At 63.8% G+C, this 25,448-nt stretch carries 24 protein-coding genes; 17 read left to right on the forward strand and 7 right to left on the reverse strand.

Annotation, left to right across the window (positions count from 1 at the left end; translation table 11 throughout):
- Positions 1-21: 21 nt before the first annotated feature.
- The 4 genes from ACUN9V_RS06575 to ACUN9V_RS06590 all read left to right on the forward strand — a co-directional run bounded on the left by ACUN9V_RS06575 (position 22) and on the right by ACUN9V_RS06590 (position 2,610).
- Positions 22-351 carry a hypothetical protein gene (locus ACUN9V_RS06575; protein ID WP_445510792.1) on the forward strand — a complete coding sequence of 110 codons (330 nt, stop codon included), beginning with the start codon at positions 22-24 and terminating at the stop codon, positions 349-351.
- The gene (locus tag ACUN9V_RS06580; RefSeq protein ID WP_445510793.1) at positions 320-841 is read left to right on the forward strand and encodes a DUF501 domain-containing protein; all 522 of its coding nucleotides are present in this window, start codon (positions 320-322) and stop codon (positions 839-841) included. Before ACUN9V_RS06575 ends, ACUN9V_RS06580 begins: the two co-directional genes overlap by 32 nt.
- 43 nt (positions 842-884) lie before the next feature.
- A complete protein-coding gene (locus ACUN9V_RS06585) occupies positions 885-1,445 on the forward strand; it encodes an LOG family protein (RefSeq protein WP_445510794.1) in 561 nt (186 codons plus the stop codon).
- Between the two features lie 193 nt (positions 1,446-1,638).
- Positions 1,639-2,610, forward strand: a complete 972-nt coding sequence (locus ACUN9V_RS06590) for an NAD(P)H-quinone oxidoreductase (protein WP_075561062.1) — start codon at positions 1,639-1,641, stop codon at positions 2,608-2,610.
- Between the two features lie 170 nt (positions 2,611-2,780).
- Here the strand turns inward: ACUN9V_RS06590 and ACUN9V_RS06595 are convergent, their stop codons facing one another.
- Together ACUN9V_RS06595 and ACUN9V_RS06600 are read right to left on the reverse strand one after the other, a co-directional pair.
- On the reverse strand, positions 2,781-3,272 hold the full coding sequence (locus ACUN9V_RS06595) for a 3'-5' exonuclease (RefSeq protein ID WP_445510795.1): 492 nt from the start codon (positions 3,270-3,272) through the stop codon (positions 2,781-2,783).
- A gap of 139 nt (positions 3,273-3,411) precedes the next feature.
- On the reverse strand, positions 3,412-3,927 hold the full coding sequence (locus ACUN9V_RS06600; protein WP_075561061.1) for a tetratricopeptide repeat protein: 516 nt from the start codon (positions 3,925-3,927) through the stop codon (positions 3,412-3,414).
- Between the two features lie 335 nt (positions 3,928-4,262).
- Here ACUN9V_RS06600 and ACUN9V_RS06605 point away from each other — a divergent pair, with 335 nt between their 5' ends.
- From ACUN9V_RS06605 to ACUN9V_RS06615, 3 genes are all read left to right on the forward strand, one after another.
- A complete protein-coding gene (locus tag ACUN9V_RS06605; protein WP_445510796.1) occupies positions 4,263-5,300 on the forward strand; it encodes an NADP(H)-dependent aldo-keto reductase in 1,038 nt (345 codons plus the stop codon).
- A 51-nt stretch (positions 5,301-5,351) separates the two neighbouring features.
- The gene (gene yaaA, locus ACUN9V_RS06610; RefSeq protein ID WP_445510797.1) at positions 5,352-6,134 is read left to right on the forward strand and encodes a peroxide stress protein YaaA; all 783 of its coding nucleotides are present in this window, start codon (positions 5,352-5,354) and stop codon (positions 6,132-6,134) included.
- A 182-nt stretch (positions 6,135-6,316) separates the two neighbouring features.
- On the forward strand, positions 6,317-7,165 hold the full coding sequence (locus tag ACUN9V_RS06615; RefSeq protein ID WP_445510798.1) for a Tim44 domain-containing protein: 849 nt from the start codon (positions 6,317-6,319) through the stop codon (positions 7,163-7,165).
- A gap of 197 nt (positions 7,166-7,362) precedes the next feature.
- Here ACUN9V_RS06615 and ACUN9V_RS06620 read toward each other — a convergent pair whose 3' ends face one another.
- Together ACUN9V_RS06620 and ACUN9V_RS06625 are read right to left on the reverse strand one after the other, a co-directional pair.
- Positions 7,363-8,124 carry an SDR family NAD(P)-dependent oxidoreductase gene (locus ACUN9V_RS06620; protein ID WP_445510799.1) on the reverse strand — a complete coding sequence of 254 codons (762 nt, stop codon included), beginning with the start codon at positions 8,122-8,124 and terminating at the stop codon, positions 7,363-7,365.
- Positions 8,125-8,205: 81 nt separating this feature from the next.
- The gene (locus ACUN9V_RS06625; RefSeq protein ID WP_445510800.1) at positions 8,206-9,006 is read right to left on the reverse strand and encodes a sulfite exporter TauE/SafE family protein; all 801 of its coding nucleotides are present in this window, start codon (positions 9,004-9,006) and stop codon (positions 8,206-8,208) included.
- Positions 9,007-9,435: 429 nt separating this feature from the next.
- Between ACUN9V_RS06625 and ACUN9V_RS06630 the strand changes: the two genes are divergently transcribed.
- Complete coding sequence (locus tag ACUN9V_RS06630) at positions 9,436-10,779, forward strand: aspartate aminotransferase family protein (protein ID WP_445510801.1); 1,344 nt, start codon at positions 9,436-9,438, stop codon at positions 10,777-10,779.
- Between the two features lie 89 nt (positions 10,780-10,868).
- Here ACUN9V_RS06630 and pdxR read toward each other — a convergent pair whose 3' ends face one another.
- Positions 10,869-12,377, reverse strand: coding sequence for a MocR-like pyridoxine biosynthesis transcription factor PdxR (gene pdxR, locus ACUN9V_RS06635; RefSeq protein ID WP_445510974.1), 1,509 nt, complete (start codon positions 12,375-12,377; stop codon positions 10,869-10,871).
- 261 nt (positions 12,378-12,638) lie between these two features.
- On the opposite strand from pdxR, the gene ACUN9V_RS06640 reads away from it, so the two are divergent.
- The 8 genes from ACUN9V_RS06640 to ACUN9V_RS06675 all read left to right on the forward strand — a co-directional run bounded on the left by ACUN9V_RS06640 (position 12,639) and on the right by ACUN9V_RS06675 (position 21,036).
- Positions 12,639-14,042, forward strand: coding sequence for a sodium/glutamate symporter (locus ACUN9V_RS06640; RefSeq protein ID WP_445510802.1), 1,404 nt, complete (start codon positions 12,639-12,641; stop codon positions 14,040-14,042).
- Entirely contained in the window at positions 14,039-15,667 is a 1,629-nt protein-coding gene (locus ACUN9V_RS06645) for an amidohydrolase (protein WP_445510803.1), read from the forward strand. Before ACUN9V_RS06640 ends, ACUN9V_RS06645 begins: the two co-directional genes overlap by 4 nt.
- On the forward strand, positions 15,660-16,613 hold the full coding sequence (locus tag ACUN9V_RS06650; RefSeq protein WP_445510804.1) for a CobW family GTP-binding protein: 954 nt from the start codon (positions 15,660-15,662) through the stop codon (positions 16,611-16,613). Before ACUN9V_RS06645 ends, ACUN9V_RS06650 begins: the two co-directional genes overlap by 8 nt.
- A gap of 159 nt (positions 16,614-16,772) precedes the next feature.
- Complete coding sequence (locus ACUN9V_RS06655) at positions 16,773-17,681, forward strand: transporter substrate-binding domain-containing protein (RefSeq protein ID WP_439285759.1); 909 nt, start codon at positions 16,773-16,775, stop codon at positions 17,679-17,681.
- 133 nt (positions 17,682-17,814) lie between these two features.
- Positions 17,815-18,456, forward strand: coding sequence for an amino acid ABC transporter permease (locus tag ACUN9V_RS06660; RefSeq protein ID WP_445510805.1), 642 nt, complete (start codon positions 17,815-17,817; stop codon positions 18,454-18,456).
- Positions 18,457-18,504: 48 nt separating this feature from the next.
- Positions 18,505-19,170, forward strand: coding sequence for an amino acid ABC transporter permease (locus ACUN9V_RS06665; RefSeq protein ID WP_075561051.1), 666 nt, complete (start codon positions 18,505-18,507; stop codon positions 19,168-19,170).
- Entirely contained in the window at positions 19,163-19,984 is an 822-nt protein-coding gene (locus ACUN9V_RS06670; protein ID WP_083627652.1) for an amino acid ABC transporter ATP-binding protein, read from the forward strand. The genes ACUN9V_RS06665 and ACUN9V_RS06670 overlap by 8 nt, the downstream gene beginning before the upstream one ends.
- A 95-nt stretch (positions 19,985-20,079) precedes the next feature.
- Complete coding sequence (locus ACUN9V_RS06675) at positions 20,080-21,036, forward strand: D-2-hydroxyacid dehydrogenase family protein (protein WP_246837626.1); 957 nt, start codon at positions 20,080-20,082, stop codon at positions 21,034-21,036.
- A gap of 66 nt (positions 21,037-21,102) precedes the next feature.
- Here the strand turns inward: ACUN9V_RS06675 and ACUN9V_RS06680 are convergent, their stop codons facing one another.
- Entirely contained in the window at positions 21,103-21,792 is a 690-nt protein-coding gene (locus ACUN9V_RS06680; protein ID WP_445510806.1) for a glutathione binding-like protein, read from the reverse strand.
- 130 nt (positions 21,793-21,922) lie between these two features.
- Positions 21,923-22,633: a glutathione S-transferase N-terminal domain-containing protein gene (locus tag ACUN9V_RS06685; RefSeq protein ID WP_445510807.1), complete on the reverse strand. Its 711-nt coding sequence runs from the start codon at positions 22,631-22,633 to the stop codon at positions 21,923-21,925.
- Positions 22,634-22,879: 246 nt separating this feature from the next.
- Between ACUN9V_RS06685 and ACUN9V_RS06690 the strand changes: the two genes are divergently transcribed.
- Positions 22,880-25,231, forward strand: coding sequence for an FdhF/YdeP family oxidoreductase (locus ACUN9V_RS06690; protein WP_445510808.1), 2,352 nt, complete (start codon positions 22,880-22,882; stop codon positions 25,229-25,231).
- The last annotated feature ends 217 nt before the right edge of the window (positions 25,232-25,448 follow it).

Genomic DNA, 25,448 nt, shown 5'->3' on the forward strand with positions numbered 1-25,448 from the left:
TCGACGCCTCAGGGTTCGCTCATGTCGATAGATTTCGACCTATGGATCGATCCCGACGATCATGAACGCCATCGCGCCATCGAACAGGTGCTGGAGCACTATTTCCTGGAGCGACTGGCCGACTATCCGCATCTGCGTTTGCCGGGCCCGGATCCCTACGACTATGATGCGCCGTTCAATCGGCTGCATACCGTGCTGGTCGAGCGCGCCCGCCATTATCTGCTGGGTGAATATCTTTACTCGCCCACGCCGATGCAGCTGAGCCAGGCCTTCTACCGCGCCGTGGCTCGTTCCAATAAGGTCATACTGGATTCCTCCCATGGTGATTCACACCGATCAGACACCGACTGAAGCGCAACTGGCGATCATCACTGAACAGCTGGGCCGCCCGCCCCGCGGTCTGGAAGCAGTGGCCGCCACCGATGGCCTCGGCCGCCCGCTGGTCCTGCGCATGGCACCGATCGTCGACGATGCGCCCTTCCCGACTCTCTACTGGCTCTCCTGCGAGCGGCTCAAGGTCGTGCTGTCACGGCTCGAGGCCAGCGGCGTGATCAAGGAGCTGGAAGCGCGACTGCAGCGGGAGCCCGAATGGCTCGCCAGCTATCACCAGAGCCACGCCGATTATGTCCGCCAGCGCTGGAATTTCATGACCGACGCGCAACGCGAGGCGGTCGAACAGCGCGGTTACTCGCAATTGATGCGTGAACGCGGCGTCGGCGGTATCACCAACTGGGATCAGGTGCGCTGCCTGCATACGCAGTACGCCCATCATCTCTGCGGCGACAACGCCATCGGTCGCTGGCTCGACGCAGAGTACGACGTCGCTGCCAGCATTCCCTGATCGCCACCGTTCCCATCCTCTTTCTTCGTTCAGGAGTGACAGCGTGCAAATCTGTGTTTATCTGGGGTCACGCGAAGGCAATGATCCACGTTTCGCCGAGGCGACGGAAGCTCTGGGCGCAGCGATTGCTAGGCGCGGCTGGGGCCTGGTCTACGGTGGCGCCCGCAACGGTCTGATGGGCAAACTGGCCAACGCCTGTCTCGCCGAGGGCGGTGAAGTGATCGGCGTGATGCCCGAACACCTGGTGCAGCGCGAAGTCTCGCATCACGGTCTGAGCCGGCTGATCCGGGTCGACAACATGCACGAGCGCAAGGCCGCGATGGCGGCACATGCCGACGCATTCATCGCCCTGCCCGGCGGTATCGGCACGCTCGAAGAGCTGTTCGAGATCTGGACCTGGCGCTACCTGGACCTCCACGCCAAACCGCTCGGCGTGCTCAATATCGCCGAGTTCTACTCGCCGCTACTGACCTTCCTCGACACCACGGTCGAACACGGCTTCCTCGACGTTTCGACCCGCCGCACGCTGCTGGCCGAGGGGGATATCGAAACCCTGCTGGACCGTCTGGCCGAAAGTGCCAAACTTGACGGTGCCAATGTCTAGTATCGGCGGCGTATCGAAAGGCCACGTTCAAACCGAGCGCCGTTCAAAAGAGACGGTCAGCGAAAGCGACAATTAGCGAAAGCGACGGTCGCCGAAAGTGTCGATTCTCGATAGCGCCGGTTCGACAAGCACCGAGCCCGTGACGCGACCGTCACCTCATCGACGCCACCGTATCCATCAAGGAGGATTTCGCATGCAAGCCATTGCCATCGACGACCAGCGGCTGATCTGGCGCGACCACGAGGATCCGGGCCCGCTCGGCGCCAACGACGTGCGCATCGATGTCGCCTGGGCAGGCATCAATCGCGCCGATCTGATGCAGCGCGGCGGCAATTATCCGCCGCCGCCGGGGGAGTCCGAGATTCCCGGACTGGAAGTGAGCGGAACGATTACCGAGACCGGCCGTGACGTCGAACGCTTTCGCCACGGCGACCGGGTCTGCGCCCTGCTCGCCGGCGGCGGCTACGCCGAGCAGGTGGTGGTCAACGAAGCGCAGGTACTGCCGATTCCTCAGGAGCTGGGGCTGCGCGAGGCCGCCGCGCTACCCGAAGTCTTCGCGACCGCCTGGCTCAACCTCTACATGGAAGGGGCGGTTCAGACGGGCCAGCGCGTACTGCTGCACGCCGCCGCCAGCGGCGTCGGGACGGCCGCGATTCAGCTCTGCCGCGCGTTCGGCAACCCCTGTTTCGTCACCGCGGGCAGCGCCGACAAGCTGGAAGCCTGCTATCGGCTGGGCGCGGACGCCGGCTGGAATCGCCATGACGGCAGCTTCGTCGACGCGGTGAAGGACTGGGGTGGTGCCGACATGATTCTCGATCCGGTGGGTGGCGACTATATCGCCCAGGATCTGGCGGTTCTGAACGCCGATGGCCGACTGGTGCTGATCGGCCTGATGGGCGGACTGGAAGCGCAGGTCAACCTGGGCCGGATGTTGATGAAGCGTCAACGGCTGATCGGATCGACCCTTCGCTCTCGTTCGGCGAAGGCCAAAGGCGCGATTCTCGATGCGCTGTACGCGCACGTCTGGCCCCGACTGAGCCGCGGCGAGATCAAACCGTTGATCGCCGGCACCTGGCCGGTACAGGAAGCGGAAACCGCGATGCAGCACCTGTCGGACAACGCCAATATCGGCAAGATCCTGTTGAGCGTCAGCGGCAAGGGTTGAGTCGTCGCCGCGCCTTCATGAGCCTGGGGCATGAACATGGGGCGACCTGGCGCGCGGCAATCGACGCGGGACGTTCCGCCCGCCCTGCACGCTGTTCGATGAGTGGCCGTTCGAGGACGCGCTGTTCGAGGCAGGTGGTTATTCGAGAAAAGTGCTATTCGAGAAAAGCGCTATTCGAGATTCAGCGTCGCCTTGTAGGTCAGCTGCAGCAGGCGAGCGTCGTCGCCGGCCCGGTGGCGACGGATGCCGTGGGCTTCGATGACCTGCTCCTTGGCCGCGGCCCAGCCTTCGGTCTGCGCTTCGCTCAGCAACCGCCGCAACGCCTCCAGGCGAAATCGCGGCAGCATCCCGGCCTGGTCGAACAGCAGCGACAGCCAGGTGTTGTCGTAGCCCCAGCTATCGCTGTAGGCAATGCCGATGGAGGCGAGTTCGTCGTTGAGCCAGCGAGCGACTTCGATCGGCGGGTGGCCTTCACGCATTAGTCGCGATCGGGATATACCATGCAGCAGCTCTGCTTTGGGATCCCAGTGCGTCCACTCTTCGCCGGGTTGAATCAGAAACGCGCAGCGGCTCCCATCGGGCCGGGCCAGTCCGATCTCGATGGGATAACTGCCACGGCCAAAACCGGAAGCTTCGATGTCTAGCAGGGTGGGCAGCAACACGTTGCGGGCTCCCTCTCCATGATGCCGTCTCATCTTGCGACGCCGATGAGGCATCATCATGACAGCGTTGGGGCGTGACTTCATCCCGCCACCGGAGGGTGGCGGGATGCACGCGGAGTGCTCCGACGGTTGCGGGCGGTCAGTGCGTGGCGAGCGCGGCAGGCGTCTCGCCGTTGGGTCCGTCTGCAGCGAGATTGAGCGCCCAGCGTTGCCATTCGTCCGCGCGCGCGGGGTCATGGGGCAAGCCCAGCTCACCGCGGCGATACGCATCGGCCAGCCGCTGCGCCGCCTGGAGATGGCCATTCTCGCCGGACCGCGCATACCAGGTCACCGCGTGATGCACGTTGGGCTGATACTGCGAGCAGCCCAGCTCATAGATGCGTCCGGCCTGATACTGAGCGTGACTATCGCCCTGCTGGGCCGCCTGCAGCACATAGCGAGCACCGGTCGACTTGTCCCGCGGCGAGATCCCGCGATGCATCAGGACGCGACCGTAGAGCGAACGCGCCGGTACGTGACCGGCGTCGGCGCAACGCTTGAACCAGCGCAGCATGAAGCGCTGCTTGCCCGGCGAGCCCGTCATCCAGCGCGTATGGCTAAGCTGCGTGGCCAGCTGAAACTCGAAGCGCGTAAAGAAAGAAAACGTCTGTGGCATAACTGACAGTGACCCTGGAGACTGGGATCCGTTAACGGTCCGAACTACCGTGTCGATCTGGACGCCTCTTGTTCTCTATGAGCGCACGCTGCCTGGACAGCGTGCCGCTTCTTACAATCTATGGCGCGTCGGAATCGACTCTACACAGGCGCGCTCGACCGGGGCCGAGCGGCGAAAGGCCGCAAGAATACGCCTGCCCGGGCAGCGACTCAACCCCTGACGCCCGGGCCGGGTTTGCCGCCTCACAGCGGCGCCAGTAACATACGATTTTCACCGCCTTTTTCGTCACGGTCCGGTTCCTCTCGACCCGGCGTTTTTACCCTCTGGAGCGCAACATGCAGCGACGCCCTCTCGGCAACACCGACATGCAGGTCTCGCGCCTGTGCCTCGGCACGATGACCTTCGGCGAGCAGAACACCGAAGCCGAAGCCCATGAGCAACTCGACCGCGCCATCGCCGCCGACATCAATTTCATCGACGCTGCCGAGATGTACCCGGTGCCGCCGAAGCCCGAGACTCAGGGACGCACCGAAGCCTATATCGGCAGCTGGCTACAGAAACGTGGCAAGCGCGACGATCTGATCATCGCCAGCAAGGCAGCAGGGGCCGGCCGGGGCATGGAGCATCTGCGTGGTGGCCCGCGCCATACCCGCGAGCAGATCCACCAGGCACTGGACGCGAGTCTGAAGCGCCTGCAGACCGACTATCTCGATCTCTATCAGCTCCACTGGCCGGACCGGCACGTCAACTGCTTCGGCCAGCTGGGCTATCTGCCCGGCGACGACAGCGATGCCACACCGCTGGAAGAGACCCTGGGCGCGCTGAAAGAGGCCATGGATGCCGGCAAGATCCGCGCCGTGGGGCTTTCCAACGACACCCCCTGGGGCGTCATGCGCTGCCTGCATCTGGCCGAAACCCAAGGCCTGCCGCGGGTCGCCAGCGTCCAGAATCCATACAATCTGCTCAACCGCAGCTTCGAGATCGGCCTGTCCGAAATCGCTCATCGCGAGTCCGTCGGCCTGCTGGCCTACTCTCCGCTGGCGTTCGGCGTGCTCTCGGGCAAGTATCTCGACGGCCAGAAGCCAGCCAAGGGCAGGCTGACGCTGTTCGAACGCTTCTCCCGCTACACCTCCGAACTGGCGAACGAGGCGACCCAGGCGTACGTCGACATCGCCCGCGAGCACGGCCTCGACCCGGCGCAGATGGCACTGGCCTACGTGACTTCGCGACCGTTCGTCACCAGCAACATCATCGGCGCGACCACGCTCGAGCAGCTCGAGGCCAACATCGACAGCGACTCGCTCGAGCTCTCGGACGAGGTGCTGGAAGCGATCGAGGGCGTGCATCGGCGGATCTCCAATCCCTGCCCCTGATAGCTGCCGACGCCCTGTTCCCGACTCCCACACGCTACGGTAGGCAACGCCATGCTCAGTATCCTCTCTCCGGCCAAGACGCTGGACTTCGAGACCCCTTCGACGACTCAGGACGTCACCCAACCCGACTACCTCGACCGCAGTCGGGAGCTGATCGATATCCTGCGCGGCTACTCGCCCCAGCAGCTATCCGAGTTGATGGGCATCAGCGACAAGCTGGCCGGGCTCAACGCCGCCCGTTACGCCGATTGGAAGCCGCCGTTTTCGCTCGACAACGCCAAGCCCGCGGCGCAGGCCTTTCAGGGCGATGTCTACGTCGGGCTGGAAGCCAGTACATTCAGCAAGGCCGATAATGCTTTCGCTCAGGAGCATCTGCGAATTCTATCCGGGCTCTACGGCATGCTGCGCCCGCTCGATCTGATCCAGCCCTATCGCTTGGAGATGGGGATCCGGCTGGAGAATGCCGCGGGCAAGGATCTGTATGCCTACTGGCGGGAACGGCTGACGGCAGATCTGGACGAGGCGGTCGCCGCCAGCGGCAGTTCGACGCTGGTCAATCTCGCCTCCAACGAGTACAGCAAGGCGATCGACTTCAAGACGCTCGAGGCCGAAGTCGTCTCCCCGGTATTCCAGGACGAGAAGAACGGCCAGTTCAAGATTATCAGCTTCTATGCCAAGAAGGCCCGCGGGCTGATGGCGGCCTGGCTGATCCGTGAACGGATCGACAAGCCCGCGGCACTGACCGGGTTCGACGTCGCCGGATATCGCTACGCGCCGGACGAATCGAAACCGGGCAAACCCGTCTTCCGTCGTCGCGAGCAGGACCGTGACTGAACGACTTCGACTCGGCGGCTGCAATCAGACAGCCGCGACTAAAGAATCAGTTCGGAAGTCGATGCGTTCAGCTTCCATTCATGAGGGTCTGCGATAATGCTCGCAGTAACGAGTGCATCCGATCGCTACCGGTCGAGAAACCAGCACTCGTCCCGGATAACGATGATTTTCAGGAGAACGCCATGCGGCATCTGCTCGTCATGTTGATGATCGGCCTGCTCGGTTTCGGTGCAGCGGTCGATCACGCCGAAGCCCGCCGTCTGGGCGGCGGCAAGAGTTTCGGCTCCTACTCGCGTTCGGTACAGCAGCCGACCACGACCCGCAGCAACGCGTCCGCGCCGCCTCGTCAGCCGAGCGCCGGGCTGTCGCGCTTCGCCGGGCCGCTGGCCGGGATGCTGGCGGGCGGCCTGCTGGCATCGCTGTTCTTCGGCGGCGCCTTCGATGGCTTCCGGATGATGGACATGCTGCTGATCGCGTTGGTGGCCTTCATCGCCTTCCGGCTGCTGGCGGGACGTCGACGCCATGCCCCGGCCGGTCATCGTGACGGCACCCAGACGCGGGACGCGTCGCAGGAGACTCAGTCGCAGGAAAACCGGTCCCAGCCGGCGGCTTTCATGGGCGGCAACGCCACCGGAACGAGCTCCGCTGGCATCGCCAGCGAGCCGGAGTGGTTCGATCGTGAGCGTTTCCTGACCGGTGCCAAGGAGCATTTCACCACGCTCCAGCGCGCCTGGGACAACAACGACCTGAGCCAGATCCAGGAGTACGTGACGCCCGAGCTCTACAATCTGCTGAAGGCCGAACGCATGGCGCAGCCGGCCAACAACCGCACCGAGATCGTGCGTCTGTTCGCGGAACTGGGCAGTGTGCAGGAGATCAAGGACGAAGCCGAAGCGACCGTACTGTTCCACGGCGTGCTCGAAGAGAACGGTGAAGAGACCGAATTCAACGAGACCTGGCACCTGAAGCGCGCACTGCGCGATGGTTCCCCCTGGTACGTTCAGGGTATCGAGCAGAACCCCAGCGTCTAGCGTCATCGCCTGGCATCCGGCCAGCCTCGATGCCAAAGCGCTTAAAAAAGAGGCCCGAGCCCTGTAATGACAGGCTCGGGCCTCTCTCGTTTCCATTTCTCTAATCCGTTCTTTTTCGTGGCACCTTCTCGAAGTTCTTTCTCGACGTTCTTTCCAGTGACTACCGCCGTCATCGACGAGACGGCGTGGGATCGCTCTCAGTCGTCGCGATCGATCGCGAAGGCCGACCAGGCCTGGCGGGTCGGCATCACTTCCAGCCGGTTGAAGTTGATGTGCGCCGGCAAGGTCGAAATGTAGAACATCTGCTCGGCGATATCCTCGGCGGAGAGCGCCGTGGTGCCGCGATACAGATTGTCGGAAGCCGCCTGATCGCCACCGGTGCGCACCAGCGTGAACTCGGTCTCGGCAATGCCCGGTGCCAGGTCGGTCACCCGCACGCCGGTTCCTAGCAGATCGCAGCGCAGGTTGTAGCTGAACTGCTTGACGAACGCCTTGGAGGCGCCGTAGACGTGACTGCCCGGGTAGGGCCACTGGCCGGCGATGGAGCCCACGTTGATGATCGTCGCCCCTTCGCCGACCTCGATCAGCGTCGGCAGCAACGCGTGGGTGACGTTGACCAACCCCGTCACGTTGGTATCGATCATGGTATGCCAGTCCTTCAGCGCCACCTTCTGCGCCGGCTGCGCCGCCAGCGCCAACCCGGCGTTGTTGACCAGCGTGCGCACGCGCTTGAACGCTTCCGGCAGCGCATCGACGGCCTTCTGCACGGCCTCGTCGTCGCGAACGTCCAGCACCATGGTGTGCACGTCCACCTTGTCGGAAAGCTCGGCCTTGAGCGCATCGAGTCGCTCGCCGCGACGCCCGGACAGCACCAGCGACCAGCCGGCCCGAGCAAAACGATGGGCAGCGGCGCGACCGAATCCGGAGGTGGCTCCGGTAATGAAAACGACATCGTTCACGATATTCTCCTGGTCAGACTTCGATGGAACGGGCGCTTCTCCGCGCCCGACGTTTATCGCTGGCGTTGATCCCGGGCGTCTTCAGCCATGCAACCCTTCCCGAATCAGCACCCAGACCGATAGCGCAATCAACAGCGGCGCTACGGTCAATTTCATGGAACGCGGCTTAGAGCGTTCGAATGCCCACTGCCCCAGCAGGTTGCCGATCAGCGCCGGTATCAGTAGCCAGGCGGCACGCAGCCATGTCTGCTGGCTCAACTCGCCCGCCAGCCCCAATCCGATCAGCGACGCGCTGCTGCTGGCGGCGAAGAACAGGATCGCCGTGGCCCGTAAACCCACCGGCGGTAGACGCTGATGCAGCAGATAGAGCATCAACGGCGGTCCGCCGGACGAGGCCAACGTCATGCACAGCCCGGATACGCCCCCGGCCGCCACGCTCGACCAGCCACCGCTCTCCGCTTCGCGACCGCTCGACAGAGGCTCACACGATGCTGGCTCACACGGCGCTGGCTCGGACGGCAATTCGCGCCGCAACAGCAGCGCCAACGCCCCGGCCAGCGCCAGCAAGGCGACCGCTATTCGCATCGGCGCGGCCGGCAGCGTGGCAATCAGGCTAACGCCGACCACGGTCGCCACTACCATGCCACAAAGTAGCCGCTGAAGGCGTCGCCAGTCGGCCAGTCGAGCGGCACGGCGCCATAGCCCGATACTGGTCACGAGATCGAGCAGCAGCGCCAGCGGTACCGCTTCGAGCGGCGGCAGAAACAGCATCAGCCCCAAGGCCAGCAGCATGGCGAACCCGAACCCGCAGTATCCTCTGACCAGTCCGGCAAAGCACGCCAGACCGATGGCCGGCCACAGCAGGGGCATCGATGACATCATGCTGCCGACTCCTCTGCTGGCCTGTGGGTTTCGAGTATCGACGGCTCTTCACGCCGTGAGTCGTAACCCTACCCAGCCACCCGGCGTCGGGGTAGAGCCAGTTTCCCCTTCGAAGCGGGACATCGCCGTGCAGTCATTCCGGCACGATCGTCATGACGCGACTCTTGCCGCTTTCTCGATTCCCGCGACTGTCACGACCATCGGCGAATTCTGGCTCTACGCGATTCGACCATCGCCCCCTAGTCTTGAATCAGGATATCGAGAATCATCGCCCGAGCTTTCGCATTCGCCCGGAGACGTCGGACTTTCGTCGCCTAATCTTCTTGTCGCCTTGTCGTCGACCTACGCCAGCAACCCGATAGGCTTCAGCACTAGACATGCTCGGCAACCCGACATACGTCAGCCACCAGGAATAACAGGAACCCCGCCATGACCGACACCCTCATCAACGACACCGTTTCCAATGACACTGTTTCTAATGACACTGTCCATCGGCTCGACCGTCAGCACGTATTTCACTCGTGGTCGACGCAGGGCAATCTGTCGCCGATGGTGATCGCGGGGGGCAAGGGTTGCCGGCTATGGGATTACGCCGGCAAGGAGTATCTGGATTTCAGCAGCCAGCTGGTCAATACCAACATCGGCCACCAGCATCCCAAGGTGATCGCCGCCATTCAGGCCCAGGCGGAACAGCTGACCACCGTCGCGCCTGCCCACGCCAATCTGGCCCGTGGCGAAGCGGCCAAGCGCATTCTCGAACGGGCGCCTTCCGGCTTCGGCAAGGTGTTCTTCACCAACGCCGGCGCCGACGCCAACGAAAACGCCATGCGCATGGCGCGCAGCGTGACCGGTCGCGACAAGATCCTGTCGGCCTACCGCTCCTATCACGGCAACACCGGCTCGGCCATCGTCGCCACCGGCGATCCGCGCCGGGTACCCAACGAGTTCGCCCGCGGCCATGCGCACTTCTTCAACCCCTTCCTCTACCGCAGCGACTTCTGGGCCGGCAACGAGGAAGAGGAGTGCCAGCGCTCGCTGCAGCACCTGAAGCGGGTGATCGAGTGCGAGGGGCCGACCGCCATCGCCGCGATCCTGCTGGAGTCGATTCCCGGCACCGCCGGCGTGCTGATTCCGCCCAAGGGCTATCTGGAAGGCGTGCGCCAACTGGCGGATCAGTACGGCATTCTGGTGATTTTCGATGAAGTCATGGCCGGCTTCGGCCGTACCGGCAAATGGTTCGCGCTCGAGCACTTCGGCGCCAATCCGGATCTGATCGTGTTCGCCAAGGGCGTCAACTCCGGCTATGTCCCGGCCGGGGGCGTGATCATCTCCGACGCGATATGCCGCCATTTCGACGACCACATGTTCTTCGGCGGGCTCACCTACTCGGGGCATCCGCTGGCGATGGCCTCGATCGTCGCCACGCTGGACGCGATGAGCGACGAAGGCATCGTGGAAAACGCCGACCGTATCGGCAACGGTCCACTGGCTGCCGGCCTCCAGCAGCTGGCACGAGACCACGCCATCGTCGGCGAAACCCGCGGTCTCGGCGTGTTCCACGCTCTGGAACTGGTCAGCGATCGCCAGACCCGCACGCCGCTACCGGCCAAGGAGATGGGGGCGATCAAGAATGGTCTGATCGCCAAGGGTCTGCTGCCGTTCGTGGTCGAGAACCGCATTCACGTCGTGCCGCCGTGCATCGTCAGCGAAGCGGAAGTCGCCGAAGGGCTGGCGATCCTCGACGAGGTGCTGGGCGAATTCTCGGCGGGCTGACAGGCTCCACGCTAGATGACCGGAGCGACCGGCTCCGGTCACTGTCGTCCGGGCGCTGTCGTCCGGCCGCAGCCATTCGATATCGACGATCAGCCGAAAGCGCGGGCCAAGCGGGCGATCCCGGGCGCGATACGTTCGGCATCGATGGCGCCGAACCCCAATCGCATGTAGTTGCGCGGCGGGGCCTGGTCGAAGAAGTGCTGGAAGCCGGGCTCGATCAGCACCCCATGTTGCGCGGCCTGCCACGCCAGGCGCTGAGTATCGATCGTCTGGGGCGCTTCCAGCCAGAACACGCTGGCATGATCGCCGCCGACCCGTCGGCAGTCGGGCAGATCACGACTGATGGCGGCTTCCATGATCTCCCAGCGATGGCGCATCTCGTCGGCGAACAGCCGCAGATAGCGGTCGTAGTGGCCCTGGGAGAGGAACTGCGCCAACTGCTGTTGAAGACCGGACGGCGGGTGGCGGTACATCAGACGGCGCAGGGCGCGCAGTTCCTCGATCAGTTCGGCGTCGGCCACCACGTAGCCCAGCCGCAGCCCCGGCGACAGCGGCTTCGACAGACTGCTCATGTAGATCACCCGGGAACCGGCGCGACTCGCCTTCAACGCCGGCTGGGCATGGCGATCGAAATTGACCTCGGCATCGTAGTCGTCCTCCAGCACGATCTGATCGCGGCGCTGGATCTGCTCGATCAACGCCTCGCGCCGCCGCCGGCTCATGGTCACGCCGGTGGGCCCCTGATGGCTGGGCGTGACGTAGAGGTAATCGCTCTTGGCGGCCGCGGCGTCCAGACACATGCCTTCGCCGTCGATCGACTGATAACTGAGCTGGGCCCCCTGACGCAGGAAGACGTTGGCCGCTTCCCGGTAGCCGGGATTCTCCATCGCTACCCGCGTGCGCGCATCGAACAGCAGCTGGGCAATCAAAAACAGGGCATTCTGCGAACCGAGCGTGATCAGGATCTCGTCGCTGCGCGCATGAATGCCGCGTTTGGGCAGCACGCGGGTTCGCAACTGTTCGACCAGCATCGGATCGTCCTGATCGTAGCGGTCGCTCAGCCAGTGACGCTCGCGCCTTCCGCCCAGCAGCCGTCGAGACGTCTCGCGCCACTGCTCCAGGGGAAATAGCCGGGTATCGAGCTGGCCGTAGACGAAGGGAAATTCGTAGTTCATCCAGTTGCTCGGGCGCAGGACACCCTGCAGATGACTGGGCCGATGGGTGAACCGGCTGCCCCAGGTTGGTGCATCCACGACTTCGTCGCGCATCCTTCGGCCCGATTCGAGGGCATCGGACTCGTGGCAGGCGCCGGACTCCTGATAGGCATCGTGCAGGTAGTAGCCGCTGCGCGGCCGGCTGACCAGATAGCCGTCTTCCACCAAGCCCTCGTAGACCAGCGCCACGGTATTACGCGAGATCCCCAGCTGCAGCGACAGCTTGCGACACGACGGCAGCGCCTCCTCGTGGGGGATGGTGCCGGTATGAATGGCATCCAGCAGCGCCTCGCGCAGCTGTTCCTGAAGGCCGCGCCGGATATCGAAGTCGAGATGAAAGTAGTGATCGAGCATGCCGAGTCCCGCCCCGTGGCTGAACTCCATACGCTGCAAGATTTGCGCCAGTTCCGTTCTCGCCGATCAGCCACTCCATCGACTCGCGACACTTTGATCGTGCTGCATGCTCGGTGCTGCTGCCCGATACTTGGCACAGTCTTGCCGGGACTGTCTTGAAATATCTGCCTCGAAAGGCCTGTCTCGACGAGATCGGAAATCTGTCCTGTAGCGCTGCGCACCCGAACTTTAGTATGACTCGACGATTTCGTATGACCCGACCATAACAACGTCAATCACGAGGACTACATCATGGGCAGCACCTTCCATGGCGTCATCGCCTTCGCGCTGATCGCCGCCCTGCTGGTTGTCGGCAGCCTGTTGCGCAGCCGACTCCCCTGGCTGCGTGCCAGCCTGATTCCCGGCAGTATCGTGGCGGGCATCATCGGTTTCGTCGGGCTCTCCGCAGGGCTGGTTCCCGGCTACAGCCCATCCGATTTCACCACGCTGGCCTTCCACTTCTTCACCCTGAGCTTCATGTCGCTGTGCTTGACCGGCAGCCCCAAGCCGGCTGCCGGTGAACAGCGCCAGGGTATCGTCGGCGGTGGGCTGTGGCTGACCCTGATCTGGACCGCCAGTCTCGGCGCCCAGGCGGTGATCGGCTATGGGCTGATGGCGGGCTACGATCTGATCAGCGGCAGCGATCTCAGCCCGCTGCTCGGCGCCATCGTCACCCACGGCTTCACTCAGGGCCCGGGCCAGGCGTTGACCTACGGCACGATCTGGGAGAACGATTACGGCATCGCCAACGCCGCGCAGGTAGGCGTGATCTTCGCCTCGCTGGGCTTCGTGGCCGCCTTCGTCGTCGGGGTACCGGCCGCACGCTATTTCCTCAAGCGAGGACTCAATGCCAACCGCAACTCGACCCTGGACGACGATTTCGTTCGCGGCTTCCACACGCCAGAGACCCAGCCCTCTGCCGGCAAGCAGGTGTCGCACTCCGGTACCGTCGACTCGCTGGCCTGGCACATTGGCCTGCTGGGCGTGGCCTATGCCATCACCTACGTGTGGCTGACCGCGATGCAGCCGCTGGTGGCCGGCAATCAGGTGCTGTCGGTATTCTTCAGCTACAACCTGTTCTTCATCCACGGCCTGACGGTCTGCGTGCTGATGCGAATGGCGATCGATCGGTTCGGCTGGACCCACAAGGTCGATGACGACACGCTCAAGCGCATCACCAGCGGCTCGGTGGACTTCATGGTCGTCGCGACGCTGATGAGCATCCAGATTGCCGTACTCTCCGCTCTGCTGGTACCGATTCTGCTCATCGCGGTCGCGGTCACCCTGGTCACCTTCCTGGGTGCAATGGCGATCGGGCGTCTCAGCGGCCGGCTCGGGCCCGAGCGCGCCGTCACCGCCTTCGGCTGCTGCTGCGGCTCCACCGGTACCGGCCTTTTGTTGCTGCGCATGCTGGATGCCGACTTCAGCACCTCGGTGCCCAAGGAGCTGGCGTTTTTCAATATCGCGATCATCGTGGTCAATATTCCGACACTCTTCTTCGTCGCCCCGATTGCGCCCTCCCTCGGCACCTGGAGCTACCTGGCGATCTTCGGCGGCTACGTGGTCCTGATGCTGGTGTGCATCCCGCTGCTGCTGAAATGGCAGCGCCGTCGGGGCGGCGAGACATCTTCCGTTCAGGAGCCGAACCCCTCATGAATCATCGCATTTTCTCCGCCCGACGCATCCTGACCATGAACCCCTCGCAGCCGGAGGCCACCCACATCGCGGTCCGCGACGGCCGGATTCTCGGCGTCGGCTCGCTGGAAACGCTGACGGATCTGGGTGACTTCGAACTCGACGAGCGCTTCGCCGACAAGGTCATTCTGCCCGGCTTCGTCGAGGGGCACAGCCACGCGCTGGAGGGCGTACTGTGGGAGTATCCCTACGCCGGATTCTTCCCGCGCCAGGACCCCGAAGGCCGTACCTGGCCGGGATTGACCGACATCGCCGCGCTGCAGCGCCATCTCGGCGAACAGGTAGTCAAGCTCCCGTCGGACACCCCGCTGATCGCCTGGGGCTTCGATCCGATCTACTTTCCCGATCGCCGGCTGGATCGCAACGATCTCGACGCCGTCGACGCCGAGCGCCCGATCGTGGTGATCCACGCCAACCTGCACATGATGACGGTCAACGGCGCCATGCTGCGCCTCTCCGGTCTCGAATCCCAGGCGGATATCGAGGGCGTGGTGACCTTCGACGACGGCCAGCCCAACGGTGAGCTGCGCGAGATGGCGGCGATGTTCGCGATCTTCGATACCCTGAATCTCGATCTCTTCGATCGCGGCAGCGAGGCGACCACGCTCGAACGCTACGCCCGCATCGCCCAACGCCACGGCGTGACCACGCTCACCGATCTCTACAACCCGTTGAGCGACGACGGCATCGAGAGCATGCAGCGTACCTGTAACCGGGCCGACGTCCCGATGCGTCTGGCGCCGGCGATGAGCGCGCTGACCTATACGCCGGAAGCCGGCATCGAGCGGGTATTGAATTGCCGCGAGCTTGGCAGCGACAAGCTGTATTTCGGGCTGGTCAAACTGATGACCGATGGCTCGATCCAGGGCTATACCGCGCGCCTCAAGTGGCCGGGCTATCATGACGGCTCGCCCAACGGGATGTGGAATGCCGAACCGGAACGTCTGACCGAGATCGTTCACCGCTATCATCAGGCCGGGCTGCAGCTGCATATTCATACCAACGGCGACGAAGCCGTCGAGCTGATGCTGGACGCCATCGAATCGGCGCTGGAACTATGGCCGCGCGCCGATCATCGCCACACCCTGCAGCACTGTCAGATCATCAGCCACGCTCAGTTGAAACGCGCCGCACGGCTGGGAGTGTGTCTCAACATGTTCGCCAATCATCTCTACTACTGGGGCGACATTCACCGCTCGCGTACGCTGGGTTTCGAACGCTGCCAGCGTCTCGAACCGCTGGCCTCGGCCGATCGCCTGGGCATTCCGATCGCGGCGCATTGCGATGCGCCAGTCACCCCGCTGGCGCCGCTGTTCACGGCGTGGTGCGCGGTCGCCCGTCAGACCGCCAGCGGCGAGGTGCTGGGGCCGCATGAGGCGCTGAGCGTGGAACGCGCACTGCGTCTGATCACGCTGGACGCGGCCTACACTCTCAAGCTGGACGACCGCGTCGGCAGCCTGGAAGTGGGCAAGTTCGCCGACATGGCGGTGCTCGACGAGGACCCGCGCGACGTGCCGCTGGAGCGGCTGGCCTCGATCGGCGTGGTCGCCACGGTCGTCGGCGGGCAAGTGTTCAGCAATGTCTGAGCTTGGCGACGGCCCGGTTCACAGCGAAACACCGGACGCGGTTCCGGTGACGATTCCCGTCACGTTAGTGGCCGGCTATCTCGGCGCCGGCAAGACCACCTGGCTCAACGCCTTGCTGCGCAAAGGCGTGGCGCCGGGCACGCTGGTGCTGGTCAACGACTTCGGCACCATCAACGTCGATGCCGAGCTGATCGACTATGCCGGGGAGCGCCTGCTCAAGCTCAGCAGCGGCTGCCTGTGCTGCTCGCTGAGCGACGAGCTGGGCACGCAGCTGTCGCGCATCGGCCGCTGGCCGGAACCGCCGGCGGCGCTGATCATCGAGACCAGCGGCGTGGCCCGGCCCCGCCGCATCGCCGACATGATCCGGGTGGCGCGCCGTTTCCGTCTGGATCGGATCGTCACCCTGGTCGATCTGGCCAGTCTCGCGCAGCGCCTCGGTGACAGTCGCGTCGGCGAGCTGGTGGCCGACCAGATTGCCAGCGCCGACACGCTCTCGCTCAACCGCGGCGACGATCTCGACCCGGCCGAGCGCGAATCTCTCATGCATCGGCTGCAGTCGCTCAACCCCGCGGCTCAGGTCGCCCGTGCTGGTGCCGGCGTTGATTCCAGCGTCGAGCGGACACCACAACCCGCCCCGGCTCGACCGCTGACACTGCATCCCCCCGCTGCCGATCGCGACCCCGACTGGCAGCGCTTCGCGATCACCCTTCCCCCCTCGCTGACACGGCAAACGCTGGAAGCGTTGCTGGTCGAGCATGCCGACGGCCTGGCGCGGGCCAAGGGCTTCATCCAGGCCGACGGCCGGCACTACGTCTTTCAGTGGAGCGGCGGACGGGCCGAATGGACACCCGCCACGCCACGCCCGGGCGCCAGCCAGCTGGTGGGCATCGGCCTCGCTGGCGATTCCTTCAATGCGCTGATCACGGCGCTGAAAGCGCTCGCCTGATTTGCCGGCGGCAACGCCGATCTGGCCAGCCGATGCTCATCAACTGGCTCTACAGCAACCGCTCCCGGATTCTTTAGGGTGGGATCATCGGTACGCAATCGTCACGACCAATCATCACGATCAATCACCGACACCAACAACAATGAGAGGGTGTACTTCATGATGCGCTTCCCGAACCGCAAACCCACCGCCAGATTCCCGCTGCCACGTCTCGCTGCCAAGGCCATGGCCGGTACGCTGATGGCACTTTCTCTGTCGACCCTGTCGCTGACGGCCTTCGCCGCCGACCTGCCGGAAATCGAAAGCCGCGGCTATCTGAGCGTGGCGACGGAGGACAACTACGCGCCGTTCAACTTCATCGAGGATGGCAACGCCAAAGGTTTCAACACCGACATGCTCGAGGAGCTGCGTAATTACGCCGACTTCGAGATCCGCCAGGACATCCTGCCCTGGACCGGCCTGCTAGCGGCCGTCTCCACCGGCCAGTACGACATGGCGCTGACCGGCGCGTCGGTCTCCGATGAACGCCTGCGGGTGTTCAACTACACCCCGCCCTATGCCTCTGCCCAGCATTTCGCGATCAAGCGCGCCGATGACGACAGCATCAGCGATGTCGACGACCTCAGCGGCAAGAAAGTGGGCGTTCAGGCGGGCAGCGTGCTGCTGTCGCGACTGCCGGAGCTGAAGAAGATGCTCGAGGACGACGGCGGCGAGCTGGGTGAAGTGGTGCAGTACGAGTCCTACCCCGAAGCCTTCGCCGACCTGGCCAACGGCCGTCTCGATTTCGTGATCGATTCGGCGGTGCCGGTCAACACGCTGGTGGCTTCCAAGCCGGACGTCTTTGCCAAGGGTCCGGCGGTTTCCGGTGCCGGCTACGTCTCCTGGCCGATCCCCAAGTCGAGCCCGGAACTGCTCGCCTACATGACGAAGTTCCTGGATCACATGAAGGAGACCGGCCGTCTGGCCGAACTGCAGGAGAAGTGGTTCGGCGAGAGCTTCCCCGACCTCCCGGACGAGCCGCTGGAAAGCGTCGAGCAGTTCCACGAGCTGGCGGGGCTGGACGACTGATCCAGGTCGCCTGATCGTCAGGTCGCACGACATACCGCATCGCCTGACACCTCACAGCGCCTGACACGTAACATCCTTGGCGCCGCAGGTTTGCGCGGCGCCTTCCCCGTTCTCAAGCCCTCGGGAGCCGCCCATGAATGCCAGTGCCTGGCACATGCTGATGGAAGGCGCCTGGACGACCATCTGGATATCCGGCGTCTCCATCGTCATCGGGGTGACAGCCGGCCTGATGCTGGCCCTGATCCGCCTCGCCCGCATTCCCGTCGTCGACCAGATCCTGGTGCTCTACATCAGCCTGGCGCGTGCCACGCCGCTGGTCACGCTGGCGCTGTTCATCTTTCTCAGCGCCCCGACCTTCGGCATCAATCTCGACCGCAACGTGGCCGGCATCCTGGCGTTGACGCTCAACACCACGGCGTTCAACGCCGAAATCTGGCGTAGCGCCTTTCGCAACTTCTCCCGCGATCAGCGCGAGGCGGCCATGGCCGCCGGCATGACGCCGTGGGTCACGTTCCGCCGCATCATGCTGCCGCAGATGATGATCACCAGCCTCCCCGGGTTGATCAACGAGATGTCGTTTCTGATCAAGGGCAGCCCGGCGATCGCGGTGATCGGGATCGTCGACCTGACCCGGGTCACCAATCGCATCTCGGCCGTCACCTACGAACCTCTGCCACCGATTCTGGTCGCCTGCGCGCTCTACATGGCCGCGATTGGCTGTCTGGTCTGGCTGCAGCGAATTGCCGAACGTCGCGCCAATCGGCTGGCGGTGTGATGAGACCACGACGACAGAAGCGGTGGAACGAAACGCTGCGGAGGCGCCATGAGTAACTGGGAAATTCTGTGGAGCGCTCGCGATCAGTTCTGGAGCGGGTTCTTCAGCACGATGGAGATCTTCGGCCTGTCGATCAGCGCTGCATTCCTGATCGGCTGCGGCATGCTCTATCTGCTGGAGGGCAGCCGCCCTCGCCTGACCGTGCCGCTGCGGGTATTCATCGACGGCATGCGGATGCTGCCGTTTCTGATCCTGGCCTATCTGCTCTACTACGGCCTGCCGGCGTTCGATATTCGCCTCGATGCCTGGTGGTCCGGCGTCGGGGCACTGGCGGTCTACCACGGCTGCTACTTCGCCGAGATATTCCGCGGCGCGCGGCTGACCTTTCCGCCCGGTCAGGTCGAAGCCGCCAAGGCCCACGGCTTCACCAAGGGCAAGATGTTCTTCCGCCTGATTCTGCCCCAGATCGTGATGCAGACCCGGCCGCTGCTGGGCAACCAGCTGATCTACGCGCTCAAGGACACCGCCTTTCTGGTGATCATCACCGTGCGAGAGCTCACCGCCGCCGCCAACAGCCTGTCGGGAACCTATTTCATTCCCACCGAGGCCTTCATCGTGGTCATCGGCTTCTACTGGGCGGTCAGCGTGGTCATGGAGATCATCGTCAAACAGTGCGGCCGTTTCAGCGCCAAACGGGGATTCGATAATGTTTGAGAAGAACACATCCGAAAGAGTCAGGTCTGAACAAACCGCGACCGGCGCAGCCCGCAGCGAGCGAGCCGCAGTCTCGATCCGCCATCTCTCAAAGAGTTTCGACGGCGTCGAGGTCCTGCGCGACGTGGATCTGGAGGTGCGCGAGGGCGACGTGGTGACGATCCTGGGCTCCTCCGGCTCCGGTAAATCGACGCTGTTGCGCTGCATCAACTGGCTGGAGCAGCCCGACCGCGGCAGCATCCACATCGGCGGCCAGCGCATCGGCGTCAACGATGCCGGGCGTCCCATGCCGGTTCGCGAGCTGGCCAGGGTTCGCGCCCGTACCGGCATGGTCTTCCAGAGCTTCAACCTTTGGCCGCATCTCAACGTGCTGCACAACGTCACCGAAGCGCCGATCCACGTGCTGGGTAAATCGAAAGCCGAGGCCGAAGCTCACGCTCGCGAACTGCTGGAAAAGGTCGGCATGTCGGCCAAGGCCGATGCCTATCCCGGCACCCTCTCCGGCGGCCAGAAGCAGCGCGTGGCGATCGCCCGGGCGCTGGCGATGCAGCCGGAAGTGATGCTGTTCGACGAGCCGACGTCGGCACTCGATCCGGAACTGGTCGGCGAGGTGCTGGCGGTGATCAAGGATCTCTCCGCCGAGGGATACACCATGATCGTCGTCACCCACGAGATGGCGTTCTCCCGCGCGGTTTCCGACAAGGTCGTGTTTCTGGACAAGGGGCTGATCATCGAGCAGGCCGACCCGGAGACGTTCTTCACCAACCCCAGTACCGAGCGGGTACGCAAGTTCCTGGAGCGGGAAGAGAGCTGAACCGAAAACCGGCAATCGAAGACGGTGAAAGCGACTCGACAGCCGATGACGAAAGTGCCAACAATGCGCAAACGCCATCATCTCGAGGAGCTGTCATGTCGATAACGGTTACGGTCTTGGACGACTATCAGGGATGCTGTGCCTTTCTCGACGCCGCTCACGAGCTAGACGGCAGCGATGTGCGCCTGGACATCGAACATCGACATCTCGAAGACGAGGCGCTGCCCGCGCGCCTGGCGGAGAGCGACGCCATCATCCTGATCCGCGAACGCACCTCGTTGACCCGCGAACTGCTGGCGCAGCTGCCGGACCTCAAGCTGGTGGTCCAGACCGGGCGTCTCTCCTCGGCCATCGACGTCGAGGCCTGCGAGGAACTGGGCATCGCCGTTCGCGACGGCGGCGGTTCGCCGATCGCCCCGGCGGAGCTCAGCTGGCTGCTGATTATGGCCGGCTGTCGGCGGCTGGGCGGCTATCTCACCCGACAGGCCGAGGGCGACTGGCAGCGCACCAACGAGCGTCTCGAAGCGGAATCGCTGGGCCATGCCGTGCATGGGCGCATGCTGGGTATCTGGGGCCTGGGCAAGATCGGCAGTCTGATCGCCGGTTACGCCCAGGCTTTCGGCATGAACGTCGTCGCGCATGGTCGGGAAAGCAGCGCCGGGCGCGCCTTCGAACTAGGGATCGAATTCGAGCCCGATCGACACGCCTTCCTCGCCCGCTGCGATGTGATCACCCTGCATCTCAAGCTCAGCGATGACACTCGCGGCATGATCACGCCGGCGGACCTTGCCGCCATGCGCGCCGACGCGCTGCTGGTCAATACCAGCCGGGCCGAGCTGATCCGACCCGGTGCGCTGCTCGATGCCCTCGACGCCGGCCGCCCGGGAGCGGCAGCGCTGGATGTCTACGAGAATGAACCCGACGGTGCCAACGCTTACCAGGCCCACCCCCGCGTGCTGGCCACACCGCATATCGGCTTCGTCGAGAAGGACACCTACGAGCTCTATTTCTCGACCGCGTTTCGCCAGGTCCGGGAATTTTTTGCCGGCTAGACCGCAAAACGACAACCCCGGCCAAGGCCGGGGTTGTCGTCGACGTTGCCAAATCTGGCGTCGGCGCTACTGGCGCCCGAACAGGTGTTTGCGCGCCTCGTCGGTCATTTCCACATTGTTCTGCGGGTTGATCTCTTCCGCCTTGGCGTAGGCGGTTCTGACGGCCTCGCGGTTGCCGACCTGCTCGAACCAGCGCTGCAGGCTGGGGTAATCCTCCAGATCCTGACCCTGCTTCTCGAACGGCTTGATCCACGGCCAGATCGCCATATCGGCGATGGAGTAGTCGTCGCCGGCGACGTAATCGTTGGCGTCGAGCTGCTTGTCGAGGACGCGGTAGAGCCGCGAGGTCTCATTCATGTACCGCTCGATGGCGTAATCGATCTTCTTCGGCGCATAGTGACGGAAGTGATGGTTCTGGCCCGCCATCGGCCCCAGCCCGCCCATCTGCCAGTTGAGCCACTGCAGCACGCGATAACGCTGGCGCCCGCTCTTGGGCAGAAACTTGCCGCTCTTGTCGGCCAGATATTCGAGTATCGCGCCGGACTCGAACAGCGATAGCGGCTGACCACCGTCGGCCGGTGCACGATCGACGATAGCGGGAATGCGGTTGTTGGGAGCGATTTCGAGAAACTCGGCCGCGAACTGCTCGCCCTTGCCGATATTGATCGGGTGGATACGATAGTCGAGCCCCGCTTCCTCGAGGAAAAGCGTGATCTTGTGACCGTTGGGGGTCGTCCAATAATAGAGGTCGATCATCACAGGCTCCTGTCGTGACGCCCGGCGGTAAGCCGGATGCTGTCAGGATAGGCCTTACGCGAGGCGACGTCTCTCATTGACGTCGCCCCCAGTCATCTGGCCCCGATGAAAACCCGCTAGAAGCCTGCGTTCAGTTGGCGTACGCACCCTCGAGATCGACGATCCGTGTGGCGTTGCGGCCGACGCCACCGTGCAGATCCAGCATGCGCTGGAACCAGGCATAGACCGGGTCAGCGTTGGAGACCAGATCCGCCGCCGAACAGACGCGTGCCCACATGAACGCGCCCACCACCAGATAATCCGACGCGCCGGCTTCGTCGCCTTCCAGGAACGGCGATTCATCCAGCCGTCCGCGCATCGGCTCCAGCGCCTTGTCGAGCATCGACAGTCCCTGACTCGGCGAATGCATCTCCTCGAGCGTGCGCCCGAATGCCTTCTCACGAGTGGTGCGGAAATAGTCGCGGTCGTCGGGATGCACGGCGTTGAATACGTCCATCAGAATGGTGCGCATCACGCCCGGCGCCAGCGAGCGCTCGGCGTAGAACTTGAAGAATCTTGCCCGAGCCTCGGCCGTCTCGCCTCCCAGCAGCGGCTTGTCGGGATAGGCCCGATCGAGATAGCGGAAGATCTCGTAGCTGTCGACGACGGTCTCGTCGCCATCGACCAGTACCGGCACCTTCGACTGATCGGAGAAGGCGATCGTCTCCTTGTCGGTGAACTTCCACGGGACGAACTCGCAATCGAGCCCTTTATGGGCCAGCGCATACTTGACCCGCCAGCAGTAGGGAGAGAATCGCAGACGCTCGTCGCGCCCGCACAGATCGAACATCTTGCGGCCCATGTCACACTCCTCGTCAGATACAGTTATCACGCTGCAGTGGTCGCAGCATGTCCAAGGGAGAGTAAGCCGTCAAACCCGGAACACGCGCTGACGATCCACATCGCGTCGGCGAAGATCGGAAATCGTTGCCATACTGTTACGGATAGCAGTCATACCGTGAGCCTGCGAGTCACCTTTTCAGGCAGGACTTTTCAGACAGGAGCACGGCGGGTTTACCACCTCAGATCGGTCACGAAGGAGTAGATCATGGTACGCCGACTCAAGGACGACGAGTTGCATGGCAAGCAGGGCAAACACGATGCGCCGGGCGGCGGCTGGCAGTCGATTCAGGCCACCGAATCGCATTTCCTGCGCGAGAAGGTGCCGTTCAAGGGCAACGGGCTGATGTTCAAGATCAACCACCCCGAGGGTGGCTTCGAATGCCCCAGCTGCGCCTGGCCCAATCCGGAAAAACCCGGCCCGGCGGAGTTCTGCGAAAACGGCGCCAAGGCGGTCGCCTGGGAGGCAACGGCCGCGCGGACCACGCCGGAATTCTTCGCCAAGCACACCGTTTCCGAGCTGCACGGCTGGTCGGATCACGCCCTGGAGAAACAGGGCCGGCTGACGCATCCGCTGCGCTACAACCCGGCGACCGACAAGTACGATCCGATCGACTGGGAGACCGCCTTTCGCGAGATCGGCGAGCGGGTGAAGTCCTTCGACCCCAAACGCGTCGAACTCTACACCTCGGGTCGCACCTCCAACGAGGCGGCGTTCCTATGGCAGCTGTACGGTCGCATGCTCGGCACGCACAACTTTCCCGATTGCTCCAACATGTGCCACGAGACCACCACGGTGGCGCTGCCCCAGAGCATCGGGGTCGGCAAGGCGACCACGGTACTGGACGATTTCGAACATACCGACTGCATCTTCCTGTTCGGCCAGAATGCCGGCACCAACAGCCCGCGAATGATGGGGCTGCTGCACGAGGCACGACTGCGCGGCGCCGAGGTCATCACCTTCAACCCGCTGCGCGAACGGGCGCTGGTCAAGTTCGCCAATCCGCAGACGCCCAAGGACATGCTGACCAACCACGGCGTGCCGATCAGCTCCCAGTATCATCAGGTGCGCATCGGCGGCGATATCGCCGCGATCCAGGGTATGTGCAAGCACATCGTCGAGGTTGACGAAGAGGCGCTGGCCAGCGGCGCCAAGGGTGTCATCGATCACGACTTCATCGCGATGCATACCGACGGCTTCAGCGCGTTTGCCGACCATTGCCGTAGCCTGCCCTGGGAGCGCATCGAGCGTCACAGCGGTCTCGAACGGGCGGCGATCGAGGAAGCCGCCCGCGCCTGGATGCGGGCCGGGCGCGTGATCTGCTGCTGGGGCATGGGCATCACCCAGCACATTCGCGGCGGCGATAACGTCCACCAGATTCTCAATCTGCTGCTGATGGGCGGTCATATCGGTCGGCGTGGCGCCGGCGCCTGCCCGGTTCGCGGCCACTCCAACGTCCAGGGCGATCGCACCGTGGGGATCTTCCACAAGTCCGGCGAGGCGTTCCTGTCGAAGATGGACGAGGTGTTCGGGATCGAATGTCTGCGCGAGCACGGTCACGACGTGTCGCTCTGCTGCGAGGCGATCCTGCGTGACGAAGTCGATGCGTTTCTCGGCATGGGCGGCAACTTCTTCCGCGCGATCGCCGATCAGGCCCGCGTCGCCGCCCATGTCGGCGACATACCGCTCACCGTCCAGATCGCCACCAAGCTCAATCGCAGCCATCTGATTCACGGCAAGGCGGCCTATCTGCTGCCGGCACTGGCGCGTACCGAGAAGGACGTTCAGGCCGGTGTCGAGCAGACCATCACCATCGAAGACGGCATGTGCAACGTGCAGGGCTCCAAGGGCGCGCTGGAGCCGGCGTCAGAGCATCTGCGCTCGGAGATCGCCATCGTCGCCGGGCTCGGCAAGGCGACCTTGGCGCCCAACGCCAAGGTCGACTGGGAGTGGCTTGCCGAGGATTACGCGCGCATCCGCGACAAGATCGAGGCGACGCAGCCGGACACCTTTTACGATTTCAATCAACGTCTGGCAGCGAAGGGTGTATTTCATCTTGATATCGCCGCCCGCGATCGGATCTGGAACACCGACTCCGGCAAGGCCAACTTCCTGTTTCCCGACGACCATCTCACCGAAGATGCGTCCGAACCGGGCGCGGCCCATTTTCAGCTGCTGTCGATCCGCGGGCACGATCAGTTCAATACCACGGTCTACTCCTATGACGACCGCTATCGGGATATCTACGGCACCCGCATGGTGCTGATGATGAACCCCGCCGACATCGAGAAGCACGGTTTCGAAGCCGGCAACCGGGTCACCTTGAGAGCGGTGAGCCACGACGGCATTGAACGTCAGGTCTCGGGCTTCAAGATCATCGCCTACGACCTGCCGGAGAACTGTCTCGGCGCCTACTATCCTGAAGTCAACGATCTGATTCCGCTGGCCAATCGGGATCGGCAGAGCAACACCATCGCCGGCAAGTCGATTCCGGTGACGCTCGAGTTGATGTCCACCGAGCAGGTCGAAGCCGAGACCGGTGTGCTCGCCACCGGCTGACGGCTCTGGCGCCGGGCTGTTTCCCCGGAACCCGTCGCCAGCCCTTTCTTGCCTCGACATCATCGCCGCCTCACCCTCCCGGTGAGGCGGCGATGTCCATTAGTCGCAACGCCAACGCCAACCGCTCCCGTTTCCACCCCTGCAACAGGTTTCCAACCCTTTACCGATCAATGACTTGGAAAGCGCTTGCGGGTCTCTCCGCCTAAAGGTCAGACCC

The organism is Salinicola sp. V024 (assembly GCF_052645315.1).